Genomic DNA, 20,284 nt, shown 5'->3' with positions numbered 1-20,284 from the left:
TCCCCTCTCTCCCTTGTCTATTCATCCATCAAACCAAATTCCGATAGAATTCTCGACTTAAGATTTTCATAGCCTTTCGTTAACGTACCGTCAATAAATTTGATCAGCAATCATCCTATGCAAATGACGGTCGCAGACTAACGGAGGACAAGTGAGCAAGTATTTAAAATTCTATGGCATAAATCAAACATGGCAGTGGCTAAGGCAGACTTTTAGACATAAGTTATTTTTCCGCTTATCTGCAATAGTGCTGGTGACTGTTTTCCTGAGTTTAGGTGTGCATTCTATCGCGGCTCAACCAGTAGCTAATACACCCAGTCCCAAAGTCATTTTAATTTCTCTCGATGGTGCCACACCCGATTTTGTCGAGCAGTACTTAAGGGATGGTGTATTAAACCGCAGCCAAGGATTAGGATTACTCAGAAGACAAGGTGTGTATGCTGAAAGAAATATTACTTGCAGTGCCTCTTTAACTGCGGCTTGTCATGTAGCTATTGGTACAGGTTCCACTGCTGCCCGCAATGATATTAACTCTAATACATTTCACTTAGTTGCCAGTCCCTTTACCTCTAACATTAGTGGTTTTGGCGCACCAATTGGTGGTTATTCTACAATCGGCCCTAGCGCCAGTGTACAACCAACGGCAGAACCAATTTGGGTCGGGCTTCAGCGCAATGGTAAGCAAGTGGTGGCGGCTACCTTTCCCGGTGCAGATGGAGTTGATGTCAGAGTTCCTGGTTTAACTAATAGCCCAATTATTCAACCAGCCAGCAACAGAACTGTATCTTACACCGTTCCCTTTGGGGCGTTTGCGGGGGTAGGTGCAAGAGGTTTTAGTTTAACTGCTGCTGAATTTAGTTCTGCAACTAGTTTGATAGTGACGCAATTAAATAACGCAGGCAGAATTTCTTACAGCCCGATTTTACAAGCAAGTTTAAATGATCAGTTTACTGTTGGTGGTGTCAATTATAATATTCAAGTTGCCGCACTAGATACAACAAACGATCGCCGCACCAATTACGACACATTAGTATTTTTTGATGCTCAACTTGGTATTCCCACAGGGACTTTTAGTTTACCTGCAACTGGCCCGGCTTATGTGAAGGCGAGCGATCGTAAATCTAGTTTATTTTATTTAGAAGGCAGTTCTAATCAAGCAGGTACAGCATTTTACGTCAGCAATCTCGCACCCGACTTGAGTACCGTTCGCATTGCACGTTATTCTGCAAATGCAATTCCCCGTAACCCCGCAGTGCAAACCAGTGTCGATGATGTTCTTAGTAACGTTGGTTTTTGGTCGCCCCAAGCTGATTTCCGCATTCCAGAACGCCTCAGCCCAGGATTTACCACTTTCCCCGACAGCGAACTAGAAGATATTTACGAAGACCAAGTGCAACTGTTTGTTGATTATCAAACTCGACTCGCATTGAGAGCCATTAACCAAAATCCCAATGCAGATTTAGTCATGGTTTATATTGAACAACCAGATGGCTCAGAACACCAATTTTTATTAACTGATTCTCGTCAACCTAGTGATCCGACCAATCCATTATCCATTGGCGCTAGACAAGATAAAGCCAAAGTAGCGCGATATAGAACTTACGTACAAGCCGGCTATCAAGCCGCTAATAATGCCGTTCAGCGCATCATCAACGCAGTGGGGACAAATCGCCAAGGTACACCCAACAGTAACATTTTAGTTGTTTCCGATCATGGCTTTGCTCCCTTTCACACAGCTGTTAACTTAAATAACTACCTGAGAAATCGCGGCTTTGACTTAACTAAAGTCCGCGCCGTCACATCAGGGCCAGCCGCCAACATTTATATTAATCTCCAAGGACGTGAACCAAACGGGGTTGTCAGTCGTGCAGAATATATTACGTTACAGCAGCAACTGATCACAGCATTGCGAGAATTAGTAGATAACAATCCTAATTACTTGCGGGGAAGACAACAAGCAGTTTTTGACTTAATTTACCCTCGCCCATTACCCAGCGATGTCAACGATCCAAAATTTGGCTTAGGTACAAGCGAATTTGTCGGTCAAGATACTGGTGATGTGTTTGCAATTATGCGATCGGGATACAACTTTGACGGTATACAAAATCCCATCATCACCCGTTTAGGAGACACAGATAATTCTGTATTTTCCGTACCAAATTTCTACGGGGCGCATGGTTATGATCCCACAATTCCCAGTCTCAGCGCCATCTTTTATGCTGCTGGCCCTGACATTCAGCGTCGTGGTAACATTGGCAGGATTCGCAATATCGATATTGCTCCAACCATCAACAGTTTACTAAACGTTCCCTCTGCTCCCACAGTTCAAGGACGAGCTTTAAATATTCAGGGAAGAGGTGAGAGGTAACAGATTATAACAAAGTCAGTTGGGTGGAGCGATCGCTTTACCCAACATACAACACATTAGTTGTAATCAAGTAGCTAAAAAACTTTTTCTATCTTAAAGGTTGTTTGAAAAGTGGTTGGTTGTGTATATCGGCACTTATAGATCCCCCCAAGCCCCTTTAAAAAGGGGGGCTAAGAGTCTCTTAAAGTCCCCCTTTTTAAGGGGGATTTAGGGGGATCTAAAATTATTTGATCCACCACCAAAGACTTTTCAAACATCCTCTCATACCCCTACTATATACACAGCTTCAGTTAGTAATCTCTTTTTTCTCTTCGCGCTCTTTGCGCTCTTTGCGGTTCGTTAAAAAAATTGACTTTAACCAATAGTTTAAGACTTAAATAAACCTTATTGCTACGCCGTGTGCGACTTTCTCTCAAACCTAACCCCCAACCCCTTCCCTACCAGGGAAGGGGAGCAAGATTCAAAGCCTCTCTCCGTTTCGGGGAGAGGTTTGGAAAGGGGTTTCAAGAATAAGTCGCACATCGCGTTATTGCTTTAATATTCTGTTCTCTCAAAGACTTCTCATAATGAATTAATAAGTAAGCCCGGTGCATTAACAATGTGAAGCAACACATTAACAATGTGACTGAGTACATTCACAATGTGACTTGGTACATTCACAATGTGAGGTGACGCATTCACAACGTGAGGTAACATTATAACATTGCTGATTAAACAACTAGTAAAGCGTTGTATTTCCTTACTTTCCTTGCTGCTTAATAGCTTTCCGCGCTAACTTGACATAGGTTTTCACCGTTTCCGGGAGCATTTGTAAATCATCTGCGATCGCCTGTAATGATTCTCCCATTTCTCGACGCGCTAAGATAGTTGCCCATGTAGAAGCAATTTTATCAGTGCGATCGCCCCCCTTACGTTTGCGTTGGGCTGTAAATAATTCCGTCAGTTCTTCAATTCTTTCTGCCAACATATTGGTTAACAACTGCGCCGTTGTTGTTGAGTTTTGTTCTACCCACTCCAAGCGAGTTTGTCCCAAACCAAAAGTTGTTTTATGTCCCGTACCGCAGTAGGGCGCAAGTCTCACCAAAGCATAAAATAACTGCGTAAATTCAGTATTTGCCAAACCCACCTTACTCAAACCCAAAGAAATCGCCCCCGTAAAACCTGTAACAGAACCTTGTTTTCCGGCTGCAACTTTCATCGATTCCAAACGGTGTTGATGAATAATCACATTTTCATCAACCCATTTCAAAAAAGCCTCTGCTTCTACAGACATCCCAGAAAAATCATTCCATCGCCGCAAGTAACTGTGAAACAAATTTTCAGGGACTGGTAGCGGGAAATGATGACCTTTGCGGCGAAAACTAGTGGGTGAAACAAAACTCAGATTAACAACAGATAGATGATTTGAAGACTTTAGCAATTGTGCATAAGTCGTGGGAGGATGGGCAATATTCACCTGTTTAATTGCTAAAGGTGTACTACTCAACTCGATAGTTTTGGGTAAATGAGTCAACCACTGCTGAAGAAATAATGCTACTTTTGGCGATAGTGCATTGACTTGCCAATGGTAAATTTGGTTAGCGACTAACTTCAGTTGCTTCCCACTCGGTAACAATTGACCTTCTAGCGCCGAAATATTGAAAGGTTTTTCCGACTCGCCATCATGGAGATAAGCTGATAACTCAGGATCAACTTGTCGCACCTGATCAAGAAACCAAGCATGAAGCCCAATCGTATACTGTGAGTAAAGCGAAGCAGAAACCGTTGCTTCCAAATCAAACACCAAACCCACTAATTCAGTCTCATCCGCCCATGTAATACCAATTCACGAAATTACTGATACAAATCACTTCCTCTACACCTTTGTTTCCGGTCGCCGAGCGGAGTCGAGGCGCTGCTTGCCTATCTGTATCATGTTTAGAGTGAAATGGTATAAGAACTGAAGACGTAGACGCAGACTTAGCTTTTGGCTGACGCTTCGTGGTTGTAGCTGCTCGTGGCATTGCTATAAGATACTTAACTGATGTTCAATATTCTAAGCAATTCCATCCCCAAAAGGGGAAAATTCTTCATCAATCATCATTGATAGAATAAATAAACATAAATTGTGATGTGGCTCAGTCATCAGTTATGAATTTTCAACATATACTTGATTTTTCACTGATTCCTGATTGCTATTTATAGTTAACTGAGACTGCGAGGAATTATGCTATTAACTGAACGTCGTGCTGACCGAGTAGTTCTCCATAATATTGGTTGGCAAAAATTTGAGAGTTTACTAGTAGACTTAGGTGAGAACCGAGCCGCTAAAATAGCTTACGATGATGGCACATTAGAGATTATGACACCATTACCAGAACACGAATATTACAAAGAAATAATTGGTGACATCATCAAAGATACGGCAGAAATTTTAGAGATAGATTACGAGTGTTATGGTTCAGCCACCTGGAAACAAGAATTAAAAAAAGCTGGAATAGAATCTGATAATTGCTTTTATTTTCAAAATGAAGCATTAATTAGAGGTAAGCTCAAGTTTGATTTAAATCAAGACCCTCCTCCCGATTTAGCTTTAGAAATTGATGTTACCAGTAAATCGTTAGATAGATTTTCAATTTATGCAAGGTTAGGTGTGCCGGAAATTTGGTGTTATGACACTGGAGAAATCAAAATTTACCAATTGCAAGGGGAAGAATATATTCAAACAAAAACAAGTTTAGTATTTCCCCATTTAAATATTTTAGAAATTCCCTCACTAATTGAAAAATACCGTATGGCAGGAAAAAGGGTATTTCGACAAGCAATCAGGGAATGGGTAAGGGGACAGATCAGGGAACAAGAGAAATAAAATGGGGCTGTGGGGGTGGGTGCGATCGCTCTTGAGGTTGAAAATTTGCGGGTGTGGGGGTGCGATCGCTCAACTTCATTAATTTGTAGGATTACATATCTTATACTAATTAATAGTAGCCTTAATTTCTCAGTAAATAAAATGAAATTAGCAAATCTTGAAGAAGCGGAAAATAATCTTCCTCAATTAATCGAATATGCTTTACAGGGTGAGGAAGTAATTATTAGTCAAGCTGGTAAACCTTTAGTCAAATTGGTTCGTTATTCTCCTGTTGCTACTCCCAGAACTCCAGGTTTTTGGGAGGGAAAGGTAAAAATGTCTGATGATTTTGATGTGACACCCAATGAAATCATTAATGCTTTTATGGGTGAAGAATGAATTATTTATTAGATACACATACATTGTTATGGTGGTTAAATAATGATCTCAAACTGTCTAGAGAAGCAAGAGAGATTATTTCTAATCCAGAAAATAAAATTTTTGTCAGTGCGGTTAGTGCTTGGGAAATTTCCATTAAAAAAGCAACTGGCAAGTTATCAGCACCAGATAATCTTGCAGAAGCAATTTCTGTTAACTGCTTTGAATCACTTTTGATTAGTATTGAACATGGGTTGAAGGCTGGAAGTTTGCCAAATTATCATAACGACCCTTTTGATAGAATGTTAATTGCTCAGGCTATGAGCGAAAACTTGATAATTATTAGCAGAGATGCTCAGTTTAGCCAATATGGTGTAAATGTTATTTCTGCGTAGGATATATGGGGATTTGGGGATGTGCGATCGCTCTTGAAGTTGTGAATTTGGGAGAGTGGGAAGTGCGATCGCTCTTGAGGTTGGGAATTTGGGGGTGTAGGCAGTGCGATCGCTCTTGAGGTTGGGAATTTGGAGGTGTGGGAGTGAGATCGCTCTTGAGGTTGGAAATTTGGAGGTGTGGGGTGGGTGCGATCGCTCTTGAGGCTGGGAATTTGAGGGTGTGGGGAGTGCGATCGCTCTTGAGGTTGGGAATTTGGGGGTGTGGGGAGTGCGATCGCTCTTGAGTTTGGGAATTTGGAGGTGTGGGAGTGCGATCGCTATTGAAGTTGGGAATTTGGGGGTTTGGGGAGTGCGATCGCTATCTTACTTATTGATAGTATAAAGAAGTTAATTACATCAATTCTTCAATAGCAGCTTTTATAATATCGTAGTGACTTTGATGAGTGGCTGTAACTTCCACTTTAAGTTCAATTCCACCATAAGCAACATGAAATACATTTCCTAATTGTTTAACTTCTTGACGAAACCTATCTGCTCCTTTCAAATACCAAAAACCGTCAACCCATTCGCAATTTTTTAAACGTTCCTTAAAATTTTCAAACTCAGTTGTTCTATGTGGCTCTTGAGAAAAATCACGAGTATGATCTTTATCATTAGGATGGCGTTTTGATTTGCTTAAAGCAGGAGGAGATTTGTAACGTTCGTAAACTATGATTCCTAAAGAAGAAAGAGTATACTCACCAGCAGTAAATTCTAACAGAGGTAATAATTGCTCAAAAACTTCTGGCTCAATTTGTCTTCTTATTTTATCTTCTGTAATTTTACTGTTTAGGTCTATTTCATCTAAGATAAATTTAATTTTATCAAAAAATACCAAATCAAAATCAACAGGAATTGGGGGTAAAATTAGTAATTCTGAAGAAGTCTCAAAAATATATTTGACTGGTATTTTAAATAAAAGTCCGATCAATGTTGTATATGGGACTAAACTTTTAAAACCAGCTGTTGCGTTCAAAATAATTTCATTACTATAAAAATTGTTAGGATCGTTAATTTTCTTAACTACACTTTCTACATAACTTACAACGCCCAAACTCCGAAATTTACCAGCATCTTCAACTTGTAATCCAGAAACTACCTCTATATTTTCTGCTTTAAAATTACATTTCCACACTTGCTTTATAAACTCACCTATAACTCTGGCAGTGACTATACCTTCGGGAGTTTCACTAGCATAAAGGATAACCTTATCATCACTATTAATTCCGATTTTGGCTAAACTTTTAATTTCTGGAGAGGTTTTGCGTAATCCATCTTCAGTATTTATGTCCAAACTCTTCAGTTTACTAACTAGCTGTTCTTCTAATTCTTTTTGACCTTTCACACTTCCCATTTGAAGATTAATTAGGTTGTTTTTTTCAAGTTTATTCCATTCTTCTTTTTCAGATTCAGACAAGCGGTTAGGGGCTAGAATCAATGCCCCTACAGGTGTCAAAACTAACTTTGATTTCTGCATAAGTAGTTGCTCCAATGAAAAATAATCAATGTAAAAATCAAACGATAATTATTTTACTATTGTCTGTCCCATACCCAAGCGGGTTTTCATTCCTGTACCAGCAAACCGCCCATATTGAACTAATAAATTAGCGACATTCGCTAGTAAGGGATCAGCACGGTTGAAAACTTGTAAAGTTACATCGCCAACAAAACCATTGACAAACCCTTTATGTAATTGCCAACTTCGCGTTTGAATTTTGTGGCTTTTAATCATAACTGCATTACTCAGATAAGCGATTAACTCATCACCTCCTAAATAAACAGGTGCAAAATGATTCCAACGTTCTAACCAACTACGGAACATTAAAGTTAGTACAGGTACAGGTAAATTTGTTGCACCCTGAGCAAAAGCTGTGGGGGTGATAAATTGCAAGTCAAAGCGTCTAGATGGTTCTGGCTCATTTCCTACAAGAGTTGTGTATAGTTCTTCATAGCTGGTAATTTCGTCCTCGCGGTTGATGATATTAAATTTAGCTCCGAATAATTCTAAGGAATCAGCAAAATTAAAGTGGGAAATTGTCTTGGATGCTATATCTTGTAATCCACAAAGTGATAATTTATAAAATTCCTCTGGATAAAAGGTTAAAAATTCTTTTGTCCTAGAATATGAACCAATAATTCCAGAATAAGAAACAGCAGGTTTATCTCCTCCTATTTCTAAGCCTAGTTGTTGATGTATTTGCTTAACTAATTCCAAGTTATAGGAACGAGGTAAAATCGTTGATTCAGATACACTGAGTGTCCATGTAGAACGAATTAGCATTATTTTGATAAACTCTTAAATTTAACCCATCCAGGTACAAACTTAATTTCACCATTGGGATTCATTACTGTTCTTCGAGATTTTGGGGCTTCAAATCCAGGTGCTTTTAAACCACAAGTATCGCGGATTTTTTCACGCAGTTCATCTGCAAATAACAAATCTATAGTTGTTCCTGTCATTCCACTACCCCAACCTAATCTGAGGCTATAGGGACATTTTTCTGATTCGTAAGATTCTCGAATGTAATTAAAATCTAGATTTTTACCTGATGCTTTGGGATTATTTTTGATATCTTGCCAATAATCATGTTCATAATCCCATTGTTCTTGTGTAAATTCTTGACATATTTGTACTAATTCATCAAGGTTATTAAATGGTAGCCTCATGCCTTTTTGATGTTGAAACCAAGATAGCATTTCTGTATCTAATGTCAGTGTAAATTCTGTTTGAATATTACGCACCATTTCAGCATATATAGATGCTTTATACTTGGCTAAGTAATCAGAAAATCGACTAGAAATAACTACTTCTGCTACAACAGGAAGGTTAACAGGTATTTTTTGACCTTTTTTTGTGGTAATTATATTTTCTATTAATGGCTGTGAGTCTGTGACTTTAATTGCTCGTAAAAAATCTGCGTTTGGCCCTTTCGCAGAAAATCGCCTATTTTGATATGTGAGTTGAAATTCAGAAAACAGGCTATTCATAAATAGCTCATCATCTAAGAATTTCTGTTGATATGGGTTGAGTTGACCTAGTTTTTGCCTTAAGGTTTCTTCAATTGCACTAACCCTTTTAGATAAAGGTACTTTATATTGGTCAGCGTGTTTGAGTAAATGATAGACTATGGCGGTTCTAATTGCGCCTTTAATTGAAGAACCAGGAATGAATAATTTTCCCATACCATTGCGAATCATGGGACGTAAATCAGTAATTCTATCTGATGTTAGCTTTTGGCTGATAGCTTCTTTCGGAAAAATTGGGTTATCATTTGTATCTTTAGCATTCCACCACTCATTACCAAAGGCTTGTTTCAAAAGACTGGTGATGTCTCGACGTTCTTCTATTGTTTGAATATAATCGTTAAAGAAGCTTCCACCTTTTGATAGTAAACCCTTAGCTAATGCTTCTTGATTAGGTAGATAGACTTTTTTATCTGTCTGTACATATTCAAAGGGATTTAATCGAGATACAGATGAACCAATATGCAGAATAGGACTGGTTAACTGTATTATTTTTGATTGATAAAATTCAGGTTTTTGGAGATGCGAAGGAAGAGAAGCCACCATATTTTTATTTTTCCTTGGCTTTAATTGGCAGACTTAAACTAATACCACTACGGTAAATTATATGTTTTTTGAGTTTTTTAAATTCTTGAGGTGTCACATCTGCTAACATTCCTTTTGGTGATGAAAGGAAAACAGAACCTTCGGCAAACATTCGTACCATTTTGCGCCTTAGCTGACTTTCGGCTATCCAACCACCCCGTTCTTGTATTTCATAACTGGCATTTTTTAAGCAATCTGCTTTTATTTCAGAATCCCAAAATAAGCTGATAATGCTGTGGTATTTACCATCTTTAAAGTCAACTATCTGCTTCCAAATTTCAGGTAAATCTAACCAATTAACTTCAAATCTTCCCGCACCACTAGAACGTTCTCCGCCAATTCCTTCTTCTCCCAATAGTTCTAACGCAGCGTGTAATTTATCTGCTAATTTTTCACCTTCTGGAGATAATTGCAGCAGAAAGTATAAACCCGCTTTTTCTTTTTCCCAAGCAAATTGCACAAAGCCAGTATGATAAAGGTTGGTTGCTCTGGTGACTCTATCAACGGCAATCTTGGGAACTTTATCAATTTTAAAGGCTTTTGTGTAGTCAAATGTGCCGAATATATTTAAGTTTCCATTCGATTCGCCTATTTTGGTATAGTTCTCTAACTCTTGAGTATCAGCATTTTTATCAAATCCTGTTCCCTGATACCACCTCTGCCAAACTTCTAGCGGTAAGTAGTTGAGTTTTTTGTATGTTTTAAAAAACGCTAAATCATCATCAGGGTAGTTAGTAGGAAATTTAAGAGGACGCGGAAGATAGTAGATTGTGCGATCGCCTCTGCCTATTTCCCTGTAAACAAATGTAGAACTGATACGGAATGGGGGTGCTAGTTGTGGTTTGTCTTTAGTGGGGAATTGCTGTAACAACTCCTCAACTGCTTCTTTACCGAACAACCGTGCATAAATACTTACCCAAGCACTAAACAAAGCATCGGAACGGACGCGATCGCTTGTTTCTTCCATCCCAATTCCCACTTCACCAAAGTGCGCCGGGCTTCGTCCAAAGTTGAGTTTTACTAATTTCCAAACACTCATGATTCGTTTCCTGGCAATAATCGTTGAATGTAGTTGCGTAAGTTTCCGAAGTTCTCTAAAAGTTCTTGAGTGTTAGCGATGGGTTGAAATGGTTGAATCTCAGATGTCCCTTGAGTATTGGTCATTTGGCGGTATTGTGCCAAGCTGCGATAGGAAAAATTGAAGTGTTGAAATCTAACTTTCCCGTAACCTCTTGAACCATGTCCGCCGAGTGCGTCATCTTCAAGGATGGCAAGAGCTATGGCAATATTTTGTAAGTCTTCTATAGCTTGACTGGCATCTTCTACAGTGTAAACTAATTCAAATTTGAATTTTGACCCTGCTGGGACACGTTCTAACTGTCTGGGGTTGGCTGCTGCTGTTACTCTGTCGATACCGTTTTCAAATTTCCATTCGGTCATGTATAAACCAGTATCAACTTGCTTTAACTTCTCTGCTGATTCTGCTACTAAATGACTATCACGAATAATTAATCTAGCTGGTGCATTACGTCCTCGACTAACTTGGACGCAATTTTGACCTTCAATTGTGCGTGTACGATTCTTGTCTGAAAATAATCCTTCTTCTGTTGCAGTTTCTATTGGCATCCAAAAACCAGAACCACCAGTAGAACCAAATAAGCGACTAACTTGACAGGTTCTAGCACCTTCGTAAGCAACAAAATTCCCGTTTTCTACTTCGGTAAATCCATCTGCTAAATCATCACTTTCATAACGCCAAGTACCACTTCCCCCAGTGCGATTTAGAGGCTTATTTAACAACCTTTCCAAAGTAGAACGTAGCTTTCCTTTAATTGATGATCCTGGTAAATAAGGATATTTAGTTAAAGGATCACGAATTACAGGTTTATCTAATCCACCGATATCTAAATTTTCGCCACCACCACCAATATGTAATCCAGTTTCGGCGGAAAGATGGCTAGTAAGTGTTAATTTACCGAGCAGGGGTTTTTGTGCGTATGATACTGGCATAATTATTTTCCACCTTCAGCTTTGTGATAAGCAATAATTGATTCAATTAATTGAACTAGACGTTCAAAATCTTCTTTGCTGTGAACTTTATCAATAGCGACTGACATGACATCACCTAATGGTTTTGCAGGTTTTTGTCTAGCTGCTGCGTATGCTAATTTGGGTTTCAACAGAACTACTTCTGTTTCAATTTTGGCAAAATCACCTGTTTCAGCTAAGTCAGCTTTTAACCGATTTACAGCATCTAAAAATTTACGAACTTGATTAGTTTCTAACCTCTGCTGTTTGAGATAGGGGCCAAATTCTTCTGCGTGTTTAACTAACTCACGGATAGGATATGTTTTTAAGTCATCTGTCAAATCATTAATGGTTTTGATGATTTGATCAACAATATTCTGTGTTGTACTAGTATTAGTTTGAGGGTTTGATGTTCTGGAATTTCCTGGTGGATAAGATTGTTTGGGTTTATGTTGTTCTTGCATATAAATTACTAGCGGTTTAAGAGTTCAATCCAAGTTGCGATCGCCCGAAAATAAGGCGCATTATATGGACTTTTTAAAGAAGTCCTAAAGTCATTATCATCTAGTACATTCTTGGGTAATCTCGCTAAAGTATAAGCAATCTTTGGTAAATGCAAATAATAGCGAGTTCCTAAAGCCTCCTCTGATTTATTATCTTCTTCAAACTTTTTCAATGCTTGCTCTTGTATCTGTGCGGTGATTAACAGATTACGTACAAAGTTACGAGCATAATTAACCCCAATATTTTGCTGTTCTAATCTCTGAACAAATGGTAAAATTCCCAAAAGTGAAGGTTTATTGGTTTCTGGATTCTTATAATTTTTATTAAAAGTATCAAAATCAGTTTCTCTGCTAATTCCTAACCATTCATCCCATTTAAAAACTTGACCAAATAGGCTTAAACTATCTCTGCCATTATTTTTGGCTGCCTTCTCTGCATTATCTGAAGATTCAGCAGATTGATATAGAGGAAACTTGGCATCATCAATACTAATTCCACCTGACAAAGTAATATTTGGGTTGTTGCCAGTATAAGCACGAAAGCATTGATAAACATCAAATGAAAAATCTACAATTTCGTTCCATGCTCCACTAATAAATACATCATCCCCACCAGCATATATAAATAGTATATTATATGGCTCATTTTTGGTTGTAGGTTGAGTAATTTGATCAGGAATATTAATATTCCTTTGATTTGCTAAACTATTCAAATATACCTTAAAAAAGTAATTAATTTGGCGAGATAATCCAGCTAATCTAGGTAAAGATTGATTCTCACCTAAGCCTTTAGCGAATATTTGTCCAAGTTTGTCTACATCAATTTTCAAATAGCCAACTCTATCAATACCTTTGGCTTTTGCTGCCATTTCTTCAGCACGCATAAAGCCTTGTACTTCTTCTTGATGATTTTTATCTGTTTCACTTTCCTTACCATAGTTACCTAATAACAAGGTAGAAACATTTTTAAAATGCTTAAATTGATAATGTTCTAAGTTCCAATCATTGACTAATAAAACTGTGTCGGATTCTGGTACTATTGGCTTCCAAGTTTTAAAGCAGTGATAATAAATATTAACGGCAGGAGAGTCATCAATAGCAGGAAGTTTAAATGACAGTGTAGGTAACTTACTATCTACATTTTCACGACTTGAGCGTACAATAGCTTTCACTCCAAATAAATTACTTCCCAAATCGAACATACTGCGACAAGTTTCACAAGCAATCACTGAATCTGGCTCATTTTTGTTAAGAGGTTTTAATTTTTCTAGTTCTACATCATCACGGTGACAAACACGACAAGGTTCATGACTATGACTTGGGATAATAAAATTGCTAATTTGGTCGGCAAATTTCTGAGATTTATGTACAGCCAGATTTTTGGTTGCATTTGACCAATGACTGGAAAATTTATCACAGGCAAGTTCTTTAACTGGAAAGTTTAAACAGTCTAAAGCTAGAAATACTTTACCTTGAAACTCTTCCAAAAGCCATTTATTAAATTGCTGTCGTACTTGTTGAACAATCTTTTTATTTTCTTCAGTTCCTGATGCCAAAATATATAAGTTACCACCACCAGCATAAATTACATTAGTTCGGGGAATTTCTAATCTCGATAGTAATTGCTGGACTACTTCTTCTGTGACCAATTCTAAATAAAAACTCCTAGCTCTAAGGGATTTTAAAGCACCATCAGAAGAAATAGTATAAATAAATTTTTTAATTCCTGATAAATCACCAGAAATTAAACTAACTTCACTATCAGGATTATTAATTAATGCTACTGCTACTGCGGCCGTAGTTCTTGCCATATCTAACAAAGATACGTTAGCTGCACCCAAACTGAGAAACGATGCGAATTTTTCTATAAATAAAGTCAGTAATGATAAATTATTCCAATCATCATCTGTCAGAATATTTATATATTGCTTGATCTCTGATTTAATCTCAATAAGAATATCATCACTTGGCTTATTTGTGTCAGGGTAATGAATTATAGGATTATTATCTTCAATGATTTTAGGAAACCAATAATGTTCTTTATCATGACGTTGATAAATTTTGACACTATCAAATATGAGTCTTAAAAAATCTGGTTGACTATGACTTGGCCAAGATAAGATTTGTTTCGCTTCCTCAACATAATCTTCTACAAGTGAAACATAAGGTTTTTTAACTAATTTTGGATCAACCCATTTTATAATCAGATTTACTGACTCTTGGATAACTCGTAAGGCAACATTAAAAGATTTTTGTGTATGAGTCATGGTCATATTTACATATAACGATTGGGAATTATTCTGATATAGCAGATTACGAATTTGTGGATGCAAACTCACACCAATCAGATAGTTTGAGACTAAATCAAACTTTTGTAAAAACTAATCTCAGTATTGTTAGCTTGAGTCAAAAACGAATCCTATCTATAGGAAAGCATACAGAGCGCAAGTACGATACATAACTCTATACGCTCTGAAGCTATATTAAAAACTTGTAACCTTACTTGATCTATTTTTGAGGTTTGCTGGATTCGTTGCGAAACGATATCAAAAACAACTTACCAAGTTGAATAGTCCAAATGGTGCTAGAACGGGTCGATTGAAAGTTTTGCAGTGACGTAGAGACAGCAATAATAAGAACTAAAGCAAGGAGAACCCAGATAGCGGTGTGGGTGAGTATTGAACTCGACTGGTCATTTGGTAAAAGTCGAACATTACTATCTAAGTACGCTTTTTGGGTCATAGGCTGGTTAGGTAAATAATCGCTGGCTTTGGCCAAGCTATCCAAATAGAGCCTCATACGGAACTCCTTAATAAGTGAATTTGTTCATTATATTCTAGTTGAATTTAAACAGGAATGGTCTGGAAAAATACATAACACTTTAAAAAATAAACTTTAGCTTTATTATTCTGTCTTGACTTTTACGCAAAAACTTATATATATTTAGCTAGTTAGCTTCAGCCAAAACTTCAAATGTTCCTTCATCACTAAAGCTTATAGCTACAAACTCCCCGTAAGGGGATTGAAGTACGCAGTTTGAAGTATCGAGGCTAGTTAGCTAAATCAGTTTCTTTATTTCATCCCCGTAAGGGGACTCAAAAATTAAAGCTGATACCTAGCCTTTGCTCGCTTTACCTTTCGAGTAATATTTGTGTTTTTTATATTATTTCCATACTCAAACCCACTAACAACCGCGCCAAAGCCTGGATAATTGGACGCTGCGATACATCCTCACCTCGTTGTAATCTATGAACTGTACCGCGCAAAATCGGTGATTCCGACTTAATAACGTCATTATTCCCAAAATAATCGCTAAAAACGATCGCAATAACTTCTAACTTCAACTCGTCACAAAACTTCACCCAAGGCTCAATCTCCGCCTCATCTTTGACTAAAATCACCGCATGGGTAGCCTCTTTCATAATCAAGCGGTTCGCGTCGGAGATTCTTCCCCCAATATCAAAGACGAAGATGGGAGTATTCACACCTCGAACTTCCTGCGCCTTCAGTTTGGCGAACTCTGGACTAAATCCAGCTTTGTAACGTGCTTTTAACTCTGCGGCTAAATCAGGATCACGTCTGGCGGTTTCGCTGTACCATGAACCATCGCCATCGGGACAACCGGAAATAAAGTATGATTCTGGTGCGTCGGGAATCTGCAATAGTGCTTGTTTTAATCCCTCCCGAAAGCAAGTCTTTCCGGTATTCGCAAAGCCACACAAGACAACTTTCAGGTTAGTTTGATGAGATTCTCGCACGACATCTAAAATATCACCGACTTGATAGTTAGGATTTCGGCTGATGGTGACGACATATCTATCTATTCCTGGTTCGCCGATTTTGGGATCTAATAAAGCTATGGAATCATACAATTTCCCTAATTTATCGGCTAAAATCTGACTAACTAATACTGAAATCCGCCCATTGATTTTGATGAGATTACCACCGGGTAACTCTCCTGTAGTTATCATCTCATCTAACTTAGCGGCTACATCACGGACGATGCGATCGCCTGTAGCTTGCGTACTGCCAAATCCTACTTTAAGGATGTCACCCTGTAACTCTACATAATAAGTAGTCATAATTATTGCAAGTTTATCAAACCAATCTCATCCTCTAGTTGGTCGGCACATCAAATATCAATCAATTAAATCTCCTAGTTTATACGCTGGATTGTGTGTAATAGAAATTACATACTTACCCAACTTAGGATCGTAAAAAGCAACTGCTCCATATATGTGAGCCAATTTGTGTGCTAAAACAAATGCTACAGGGATAGAAATCGGCCCGTTAATTTTGAGTAACTGTCCTCCGGCTAATTCCCCTGATGCAGACATCTCTTCTAATCTGGCGGCTGCATCACGTACAATCTGATCATTTTGGGCTGGTTCACCAAAACTAACTCTTAATAAATCTTCTTTAATTTCAATTTTGTAGGTAGACATTAGCGTTGCCTTGATTTGCTGGATATATCATACACGCCGTTGGAAAAGTTGTCTTCCAATAGGCTGTATCTTAAGGAAAGTTATTTGTTGAGATTAACTTAGTGTCTGAATTGGTATTTCAAGATTTACCCCAAGTTGATTTACTGCAATGGTTAGCTAGGGGTTCACTCAAGCAGAAACTGTTGCGGACAATTCGCTTGTGGGTGTGGTTGCGTTCGTTATACGGTGGTCATCAAGAACGGTTAATGTTGAATGATGGCTTTACTTATGTAGAGTGGCGGGATGCTTTTTTTAGCCCTACTCACACTAAAGGCGAAGAAATTCCCCATTTACATGACTCTCGTTGTGCTTGTGCGAAAACAACAGCCCAATGGTTATTTAATGAAAATACTGGAATAGTTGCTCACCAATGGCAGGAATTAATAATTGCACATACTGATATTACAAAACCTAAATTAGATAAAGTTCTACAGAGAAGATTATTTGCTGTAACTCGTCGTTCTTTGCATGGCGATTTACAAATTTTAGTTAGTTTGAATTGGCTGATTTATCAAAATGATAAATATTATCGTGTCAGTGAATTTCCATCGCGTCCAATTTTGTCCAAAGCTGATAATAATTATGAATTGAATTTTCTGCACGAAGACTTAGTAGGATTTGCCGAAAATCACTCGCAGAAAATTAACGGAGTTCAAAGATTTTTTCTCAAGTTAGATTATATTACACCCCGCAGTAATTTGGATGCTGTTGATGATTGGCAACATCAGTTAAGAGAGTTATGGACAAAAACTTTAGTACCACCAATCAAACTAACTTATAACAGTGCCAAGGCGGGAAGTAAAATTGATTGTATTGTTTACCCAGTCTGTATTTACTATATTCAAAGGGCAGTTTATTTATGCGCTTATGGTGAAAGTCCTGATGTTCAGAAAAAATGGTATAACTTCCGCCTTGACCATATTCAAAAAATGCAGCCTTTAAGCTGGGATCATGCCCAAATTCCAGCAAATTTACGACAAAATTATCAAAGACATACTTTACCTACGCCCGATTATGTAGCTTTAGAAATGGCTAAGGCTTGGGGGTTTGATTTTTATTTACCTGCACAATTGATGTTGTTGCGGTTTGATAGAGAGTTTGGCGATCGCTATGTTAAAGGTACGGAACGCCATGAAACATTTCAATCAATTTCTTACCAACAAGCACAAAATTTAATCAAACAAAAAATTACACAACCACAACAACAAAAAGCTTTATTAAAAATTCTTGCCCATCGTTCACCAGCAGATGCTTATTATCAAGTATTTATTAGATATCAAGATGCTAAAAATCGAGATAATAACGTGATGATGCGTTTACGTGCTTGGCGACCAAAATGTGAAGTTCTATTTCCTTATGAACTTAGACAAAGTATTGCGGCTGATGTCGCTCAAGAATTTCAGCTTTATCATCAAGATGAATTATGAATACAGCAGAATTAACAGCCAATTTTGAATCAGCATTAGTGTATGCAACTCGTCTGCATACAAATCAAACTCGCAAAATTAGTGGTGTTCCTTATATCAGTCATTTACTAAGTGTTGCAGCACTGGTTTTAGAGGCAGGCGGAACAGAAGCAGAGGCGATCGCAGCTCTACTACATGATAGTATCGAAGACCAAGGCGGAAAATCCACCCGTGAAGAAATCCGCCAGCGTTTCGGTGAGACAGTCGTTACCATTGTCGATGGTTGCACAGAATCTGACACATACCCCAAACCACCTTGGGAAGAACGTAAACAAAAGTATTTAGAAAATCTGCGTTTTGCTTCACCTTCAATTCGACTGGTATCGTTAGCCGATAAACTACACAATGCTAGGTCATTATTAGCGGATTTACGCCAACATGGTAACGGCATTTGGCAAGAGTTTAAGGCGGGTAGAGAAAGAACCTTATGGTTTTATCAACAGTTGCAAGAAATTTATACTGCAACTGGTTCCGACTTTCTCACCCAAGAGTTTTCACGGGTGATTCAAGAACTCGACAACGAAAGCTAATAATACCATTCACAAAATTACTAATACAAATCCCTCTACACCTCTGCTTCCGGTCGCCGAGCGTTCGCGCAGCGTCTCCGTTAGGAGAAGTCGAGGTGCTGTTTCCTCTGCTTACCCCAACAATAATTATTTACGCCGTTAAGCATCTAGTAAACGACTGCTCTTGTTAACAGGTGTTTGCGGTTCTGTAAATGCTTCTCGGCCTGTAATTAATCTAGAGCGACGATTTCGAGTGATATAGTTCCAAGCCCACTGGAATACTACGAGTAATTTAGTGTCAAACTCAATTAAGAAATAGATGTGAATTATGAGCCAAAATACCCAAGCTGGGAAACCTGTCAGTTGAAGGAAACCTAAATCGACAACAGCTAAATTCTGCCCAATCATTGCCAAACTACCAACATCGTTGTAGTGGAATTGTGGCAAAGTCGAACCTCTCAAGCGTCGTCTAATCAGTTTAGCGACATATTCTCCTTGTTGTTTGGCGACTGGTGCAACACCAGGTAAGGGTTTGCCATCTTGATGGGAAAAGTTAGCTAAATCTCCAATCACAAAAATGTTTTTGTAATCTCTAACAGTCAAGTCTGGTTCTACAACTACACGTCCGGCATGATCAAGTTCTACATCTGTACGTTCTGCTAAAATTGCCCCCATTGTCGAACCTTTCACACCTGCTGCCCATAAGATAGTTTTGGAGTGAATGGATCTGATTTCACCGTCTTGCTTGAAAGTAACAATGTCATTTTCAATGTCGGTGACTCTGGTTTTAGTGTTAATCACCACACCTAACTTTCTTAAGGATGCGGTTGCTTCTTCTGACAAATCTGGTGAAATGTGTGGCAGAATGCGATCGCCACCTTGCAATAGTAAAATTTTGGTTTCGGATGTATCGATACTGCGGAAATCTTCTTTGAGAGTTTTGTATGCCAATTCCGCGATCGCACCTGCTAATTCTACACCTGTAGGGCCACCACCCACAATCACAAAAGTCAACCAAGCACTACGCTTTTCAGGATCAGTTTCTTTTTCGGCGGCTTCAAATGCACCAAATATCCGGCGGCGCATTTCGATAGCATCTTCCACAGTTTTTAAACCAGGAGCCAAATCTTTCCAGTGTTCTTTACCAAAATAAGAATGATTTGCACCTGTCGCCACAATTAAAGTGTCATAGGGTATTACTTGATTACCCATCATCACTTTTTGGGTTTTTGGGTCAATATCGCTGACTTCTCCTAACAATACCTGAGTATTCTTACTTTTGCTGAATACAGATCGTAATGGTGAGGAAATATCACCGGGTGATAGCGTACCTGTAGCAACTTGATATAACAGTGGCTGAAATAAATGGAAGTTCCGTTTATCAATGAGGGTAACGTTTACATTCGCGTTACCCAAATATTTTGCTGTATATAATCCCCCAAAGCCACCACCTACAATTACTACCTGATGTTTGGTATTCTTCTCACCTGTGACAACCATAATAATATTTCCTTGTGTTAAGAGCGTTGTAACTTTTCTTAACAAAGATTTAACAGCATTATCATTAAGTTGCTGCTTATTTAGAACTATTTAAAAAATCAGAAAAGTAGTCAAAACTACAGCAGAAGTCAGAACTCAGAATGAGAATTGCCAAGGCGCTAACCTTGGCGTTTTCAGG

The 20,284-nt window shown here is 38.3% G+C and carries 19 protein-coding genes; 7 read left to right on the top strand and 12 right to left on the bottom strand.

The genetic code is table 11. The annotated features are described in order from the left end of the window. The first annotated feature begins 151 nt into the window (after positions 1-151). Positions 152-2,368, top strand: coding sequence for an alkaline phosphatase family protein (locus H6G79_RS23655; protein ID WP_313934088.1), 2,217 nt, complete (start codon positions 152-154; stop codon positions 2,366-2,368). Between the two features lie 739 nt (positions 2,369-3,107). On the opposite strand, the gene cas6 (H6G79_RS23650) is transcribed toward H6G79_RS23655, so the two are convergent. Then, positions 3,108-4,193: a CRISPR-associated endoribonuclease Cas6 gene (gene cas6, locus H6G79_RS23650; protein ID WP_190592337.1), complete on the bottom strand. Its 1,086-nt coding sequence runs from the start codon at positions 4,191-4,193 to the stop codon at positions 3,108-3,110. Positions 4,194-4,574: 381 nt separating this feature from the next. Between cas6 (H6G79_RS23650) and H6G79_RS23645 the strand changes: the two genes are divergently transcribed. From H6G79_RS23645 to H6G79_RS23630, 4 genes are all read left to right on the top strand, one after another. Continuing rightward, positions 4,575-5,216 carry a Uma2 family endonuclease gene (locus tag H6G79_RS23645; protein WP_190592329.1) on the top strand — a complete coding sequence of 214 codons (642 nt, stop codon included), beginning with the start codon at positions 4,575-4,577 and terminating at the stop codon, positions 5,214-5,216. Between the two features lie 141 nt (positions 5,217-5,357). Then, positions 5,358-5,594, top strand: coding sequence for a type II toxin-antitoxin system Phd/YefM family antitoxin (locus H6G79_RS23640; protein WP_190592328.1), 237 nt, complete (start codon positions 5,358-5,360; stop codon positions 5,592-5,594). Next, complete coding sequence (locus H6G79_RS23635; protein ID WP_190592327.1) at positions 5,591-5,968, top strand: type II toxin-antitoxin system VapC family toxin; 378 nt, start codon at positions 5,591-5,593, stop codon at positions 5,966-5,968. The genes H6G79_RS23640 and H6G79_RS23635 overlap by 4 nt, the downstream gene beginning before the upstream one ends. Positions 5,969-6,188: 220 nt before the next feature. Continuing rightward, positions 6,189-6,350, top strand: coding sequence for a hypothetical protein (locus tag H6G79_RS23630; protein WP_190592326.1), 162 nt, complete (start codon positions 6,189-6,191; stop codon positions 6,348-6,350). Positions 6,351-6,359: 9 nt separating this feature from the next. On the opposite strand, the gene H6G79_RS23625 is transcribed toward H6G79_RS23630, so the two are convergent. The 10 genes from H6G79_RS23625 to H6G79_RS23580 form a co-directional block, all read right to left on the bottom strand. Further along, entirely contained in the window at positions 6,360-7,484 is a 1,125-nt protein-coding gene (locus H6G79_RS23625; protein WP_190592325.1) for a putative CRISPR-associated protein, read from the bottom strand. A gap of 48 nt (positions 7,485-7,532) precedes the next feature. Beyond that, positions 7,533-8,288 (bottom strand): CRISPR system precrRNA processing endoribonuclease RAMP protein Cas6, encoded by a 756-nt coding sequence (cas6, locus tag H6G79_RS23620; protein WP_190592324.1) that lies wholly within the window; start codon positions 8,286-8,288, stop codon positions 7,533-7,535. Then, a complete protein-coding gene (gene csm5 / locus H6G79_RS23615; protein ID WP_190592323.1) occupies positions 8,288-9,577 on the bottom strand; it encodes a type III-A CRISPR-associated RAMP protein Csm5 in 1,290 nt (429 codons plus the stop codon). The genes cas6 (H6G79_RS23620) and csm5 overlap by 1 nt, the downstream gene beginning before the upstream one ends. A gap of 4 nt (positions 9,578-9,581) precedes the next feature. Further along, on the bottom strand, positions 9,582-10,655 hold the full coding sequence (gene csm4, locus H6G79_RS23610) for a type III-A CRISPR-associated RAMP protein Csm4 (protein ID WP_190592322.1): 1,074 nt from the start codon (positions 10,653-10,655) through the stop codon (positions 9,582-9,584). After that, positions 10,652-11,626 (bottom strand): type III-A CRISPR-associated RAMP protein Csm3, encoded by a 975-nt coding sequence (csm3, locus tag H6G79_RS23605; protein ID WP_190592321.1) that lies wholly within the window; start codon positions 11,624-11,626, stop codon positions 10,652-10,654. Before csm3 ends, csm4 begins: the two co-directional genes overlap by 4 nt. A gap of 2 nt (positions 11,627-11,628) precedes the next feature. After that, positions 11,629-12,108, bottom strand: coding sequence for a type III-A CRISPR-associated protein Csm2 (gene csm2, locus H6G79_RS23600; protein ID WP_190592320.1), 480 nt, complete (start codon positions 12,106-12,108; stop codon positions 11,629-11,631). Between the two features lie 8 nt (positions 12,109-12,116). After that, the gene (cas10, locus tag H6G79_RS23595) at positions 12,117-14,414 is read right to left on the bottom strand and encodes a type III-A CRISPR-associated protein Cas10/Csm1 (protein WP_190592319.1); all 2,298 of its coding nucleotides are present in this window, start codon (positions 14,412-14,414) and stop codon (positions 12,117-12,119) included. Positions 14,415-14,655: 241 nt separating this feature from the next. Next, complete coding sequence (locus H6G79_RS23590; RefSeq protein WP_190592318.1) at positions 14,656-14,946, bottom strand: hypothetical protein; 291 nt, start codon at positions 14,944-14,946, stop codon at positions 14,656-14,658. A gap of 359 nt (positions 14,947-15,305) precedes the next feature. Further along, complete coding sequence (locus tag H6G79_RS23585; protein WP_190592317.1) at positions 15,306-16,229, bottom strand: CRISPR-associated protein Csx3; 924 nt, start codon at positions 16,227-16,229, stop codon at positions 15,306-15,308. Between the two features lie 57 nt (positions 16,230-16,286). Next, positions 16,287-16,592: a CRISPR-associated protein Csx3 gene (locus H6G79_RS23580; protein ID WP_190592316.1), complete on the bottom strand. Its 306-nt coding sequence runs from the start codon at positions 16,590-16,592 to the stop codon at positions 16,287-16,289. A gap of 101 nt (positions 16,593-16,693) precedes the next feature. Between H6G79_RS23580 and H6G79_RS23575 the strand changes: the two genes are divergently transcribed. Both H6G79_RS23575 and H6G79_RS23570 read left to right on the top strand, forming a co-directional pair. After that, entirely contained in the window at positions 16,694-18,058 is a 1,365-nt protein-coding gene (locus H6G79_RS23575; protein WP_190592315.1) for a TIGR03985 family CRISPR-associated protein, read from the top strand. Beyond that, the gene (locus H6G79_RS23570) at positions 18,055-18,627 is read left to right on the top strand and encodes an HD domain-containing protein (RefSeq protein ID WP_190592314.1); all 573 of its coding nucleotides are present in this window, start codon (positions 18,055-18,057) and stop codon (positions 18,625-18,627) included. Before H6G79_RS23575 ends, H6G79_RS23570 begins: the two co-directional genes overlap by 4 nt. Positions 18,628-18,765: 138 nt before the next feature. Here the strand turns inward: H6G79_RS23570 and H6G79_RS23565 are convergent, their stop codons facing one another. After that, positions 18,766-20,106, bottom strand: coding sequence for an NAD(P)/FAD-dependent oxidoreductase (locus H6G79_RS23565; RefSeq protein WP_190592313.1), 1,341 nt, complete (start codon positions 20,104-20,106; stop codon positions 18,766-18,768). Positions 20,107-20,284 lie beyond the last annotated feature (178 nt).

Origin of the sequence: Anabaena sp. FACHB-83, assembly GCF_014697485.1 — a bacterium.
Taxonomy (GTDB): Bacteria; Cyanobacteriota; Cyanobacteriia; order Cyanobacteriales; family Nostocaceae; genus Nostoc_B.
This window is presented reverse-complemented; position numbering and strand designations above follow the sequence as displayed.

Coding starts and splice junctions, on each gene's coding strand:
- H6G79_RS23645 (WP_190592329.1), top strand. CDS start 4,575: ATGCTATTAACTGAACGTCGTGCTGACCGAGTAGTTCTCCATAATATT.
- H6G79_RS23640 (WP_190592328.1), top strand. CDS start 5,358: ATGAAATTAGCAAATCTTGAAGAAGCGGAAAATAATCTTCCTCAATTA.
- H6G79_RS23635 (WP_190592327.1), top strand. CDS start 5,591: ATGAATTATTTATTAGATACACATACATTGTTATGGTGGTTAAATAAT.
- H6G79_RS23625 (WP_190592325.1), bottom strand. CDS start 7,484: ATGCAGAAATCAAAGTTAGTTTTGACACCTGTAGGGGCATTGATTCTA.
- cas6 (WP_190592324.1), bottom strand. CDS start 8,288: ATGCTAATTCGTTCTACATGGACACTCAGTGTATCTGAATCAACGATT.
- csm5 (WP_190592323.1), bottom strand. CDS start 9,577: ATGGTGGCTTCTCTTCCTTCGCATCTCCAAAAACCTGAATTTTATCAA.
- csm4 (WP_190592322.1), bottom strand. CDS start 10,655: ATGAGTGTTTGGAAATTAGTAAAACTCAACTTTGGACGAAGCCCGGCG.
- csm3 (WP_190592321.1), bottom strand. CDS start 11,626: ATGCCAGTATCATACGCACAAAAACCCCTGCTCGGTAAATTAACACTT.
- csm2 (WP_190592320.1), bottom strand. CDS start 12,108: ATGCAAGAACAACATAAACCCAAACAATCTTATCCACCAGGAAATTCC.
- cas10 (WP_190592319.1), bottom strand. CDS start 14,414: ATGACTCATACACAAAAATCTTTTAATGTTGCCTTACGAGTTATCCAA.
- H6G79_RS23590 (WP_190592318.1), bottom strand. CDS start 14,946: ATGAGGCTCTATTTGGATAGCTTGGCCAAAGCCAGCGATTATTTACCT.
- H6G79_RS23585 (WP_190592317.1), bottom strand. CDS start 16,229: ATGACTACTTATTATGTAGAGTTACAGGGTGACATCCTTAAAGTAGGA.
- H6G79_RS23580 (WP_190592316.1), bottom strand. CDS start 16,592: ATGTCTACCTACAAAATTGAAATTAAAGAAGATTTATTAAGAGTTAGT.
- H6G79_RS23570 (WP_190592314.1), top strand. CDS start 18,055: ATGAATACAGCAGAATTAACAGCCAATTTTGAATCAGCATTAGTGTAT.
- H6G79_RS23565 (WP_190592313.1), bottom strand. CDS start 20,106: ATGGTTGTCACAGGTGAGAAGAATACCAAACATCAGGTAGTAATTGTA.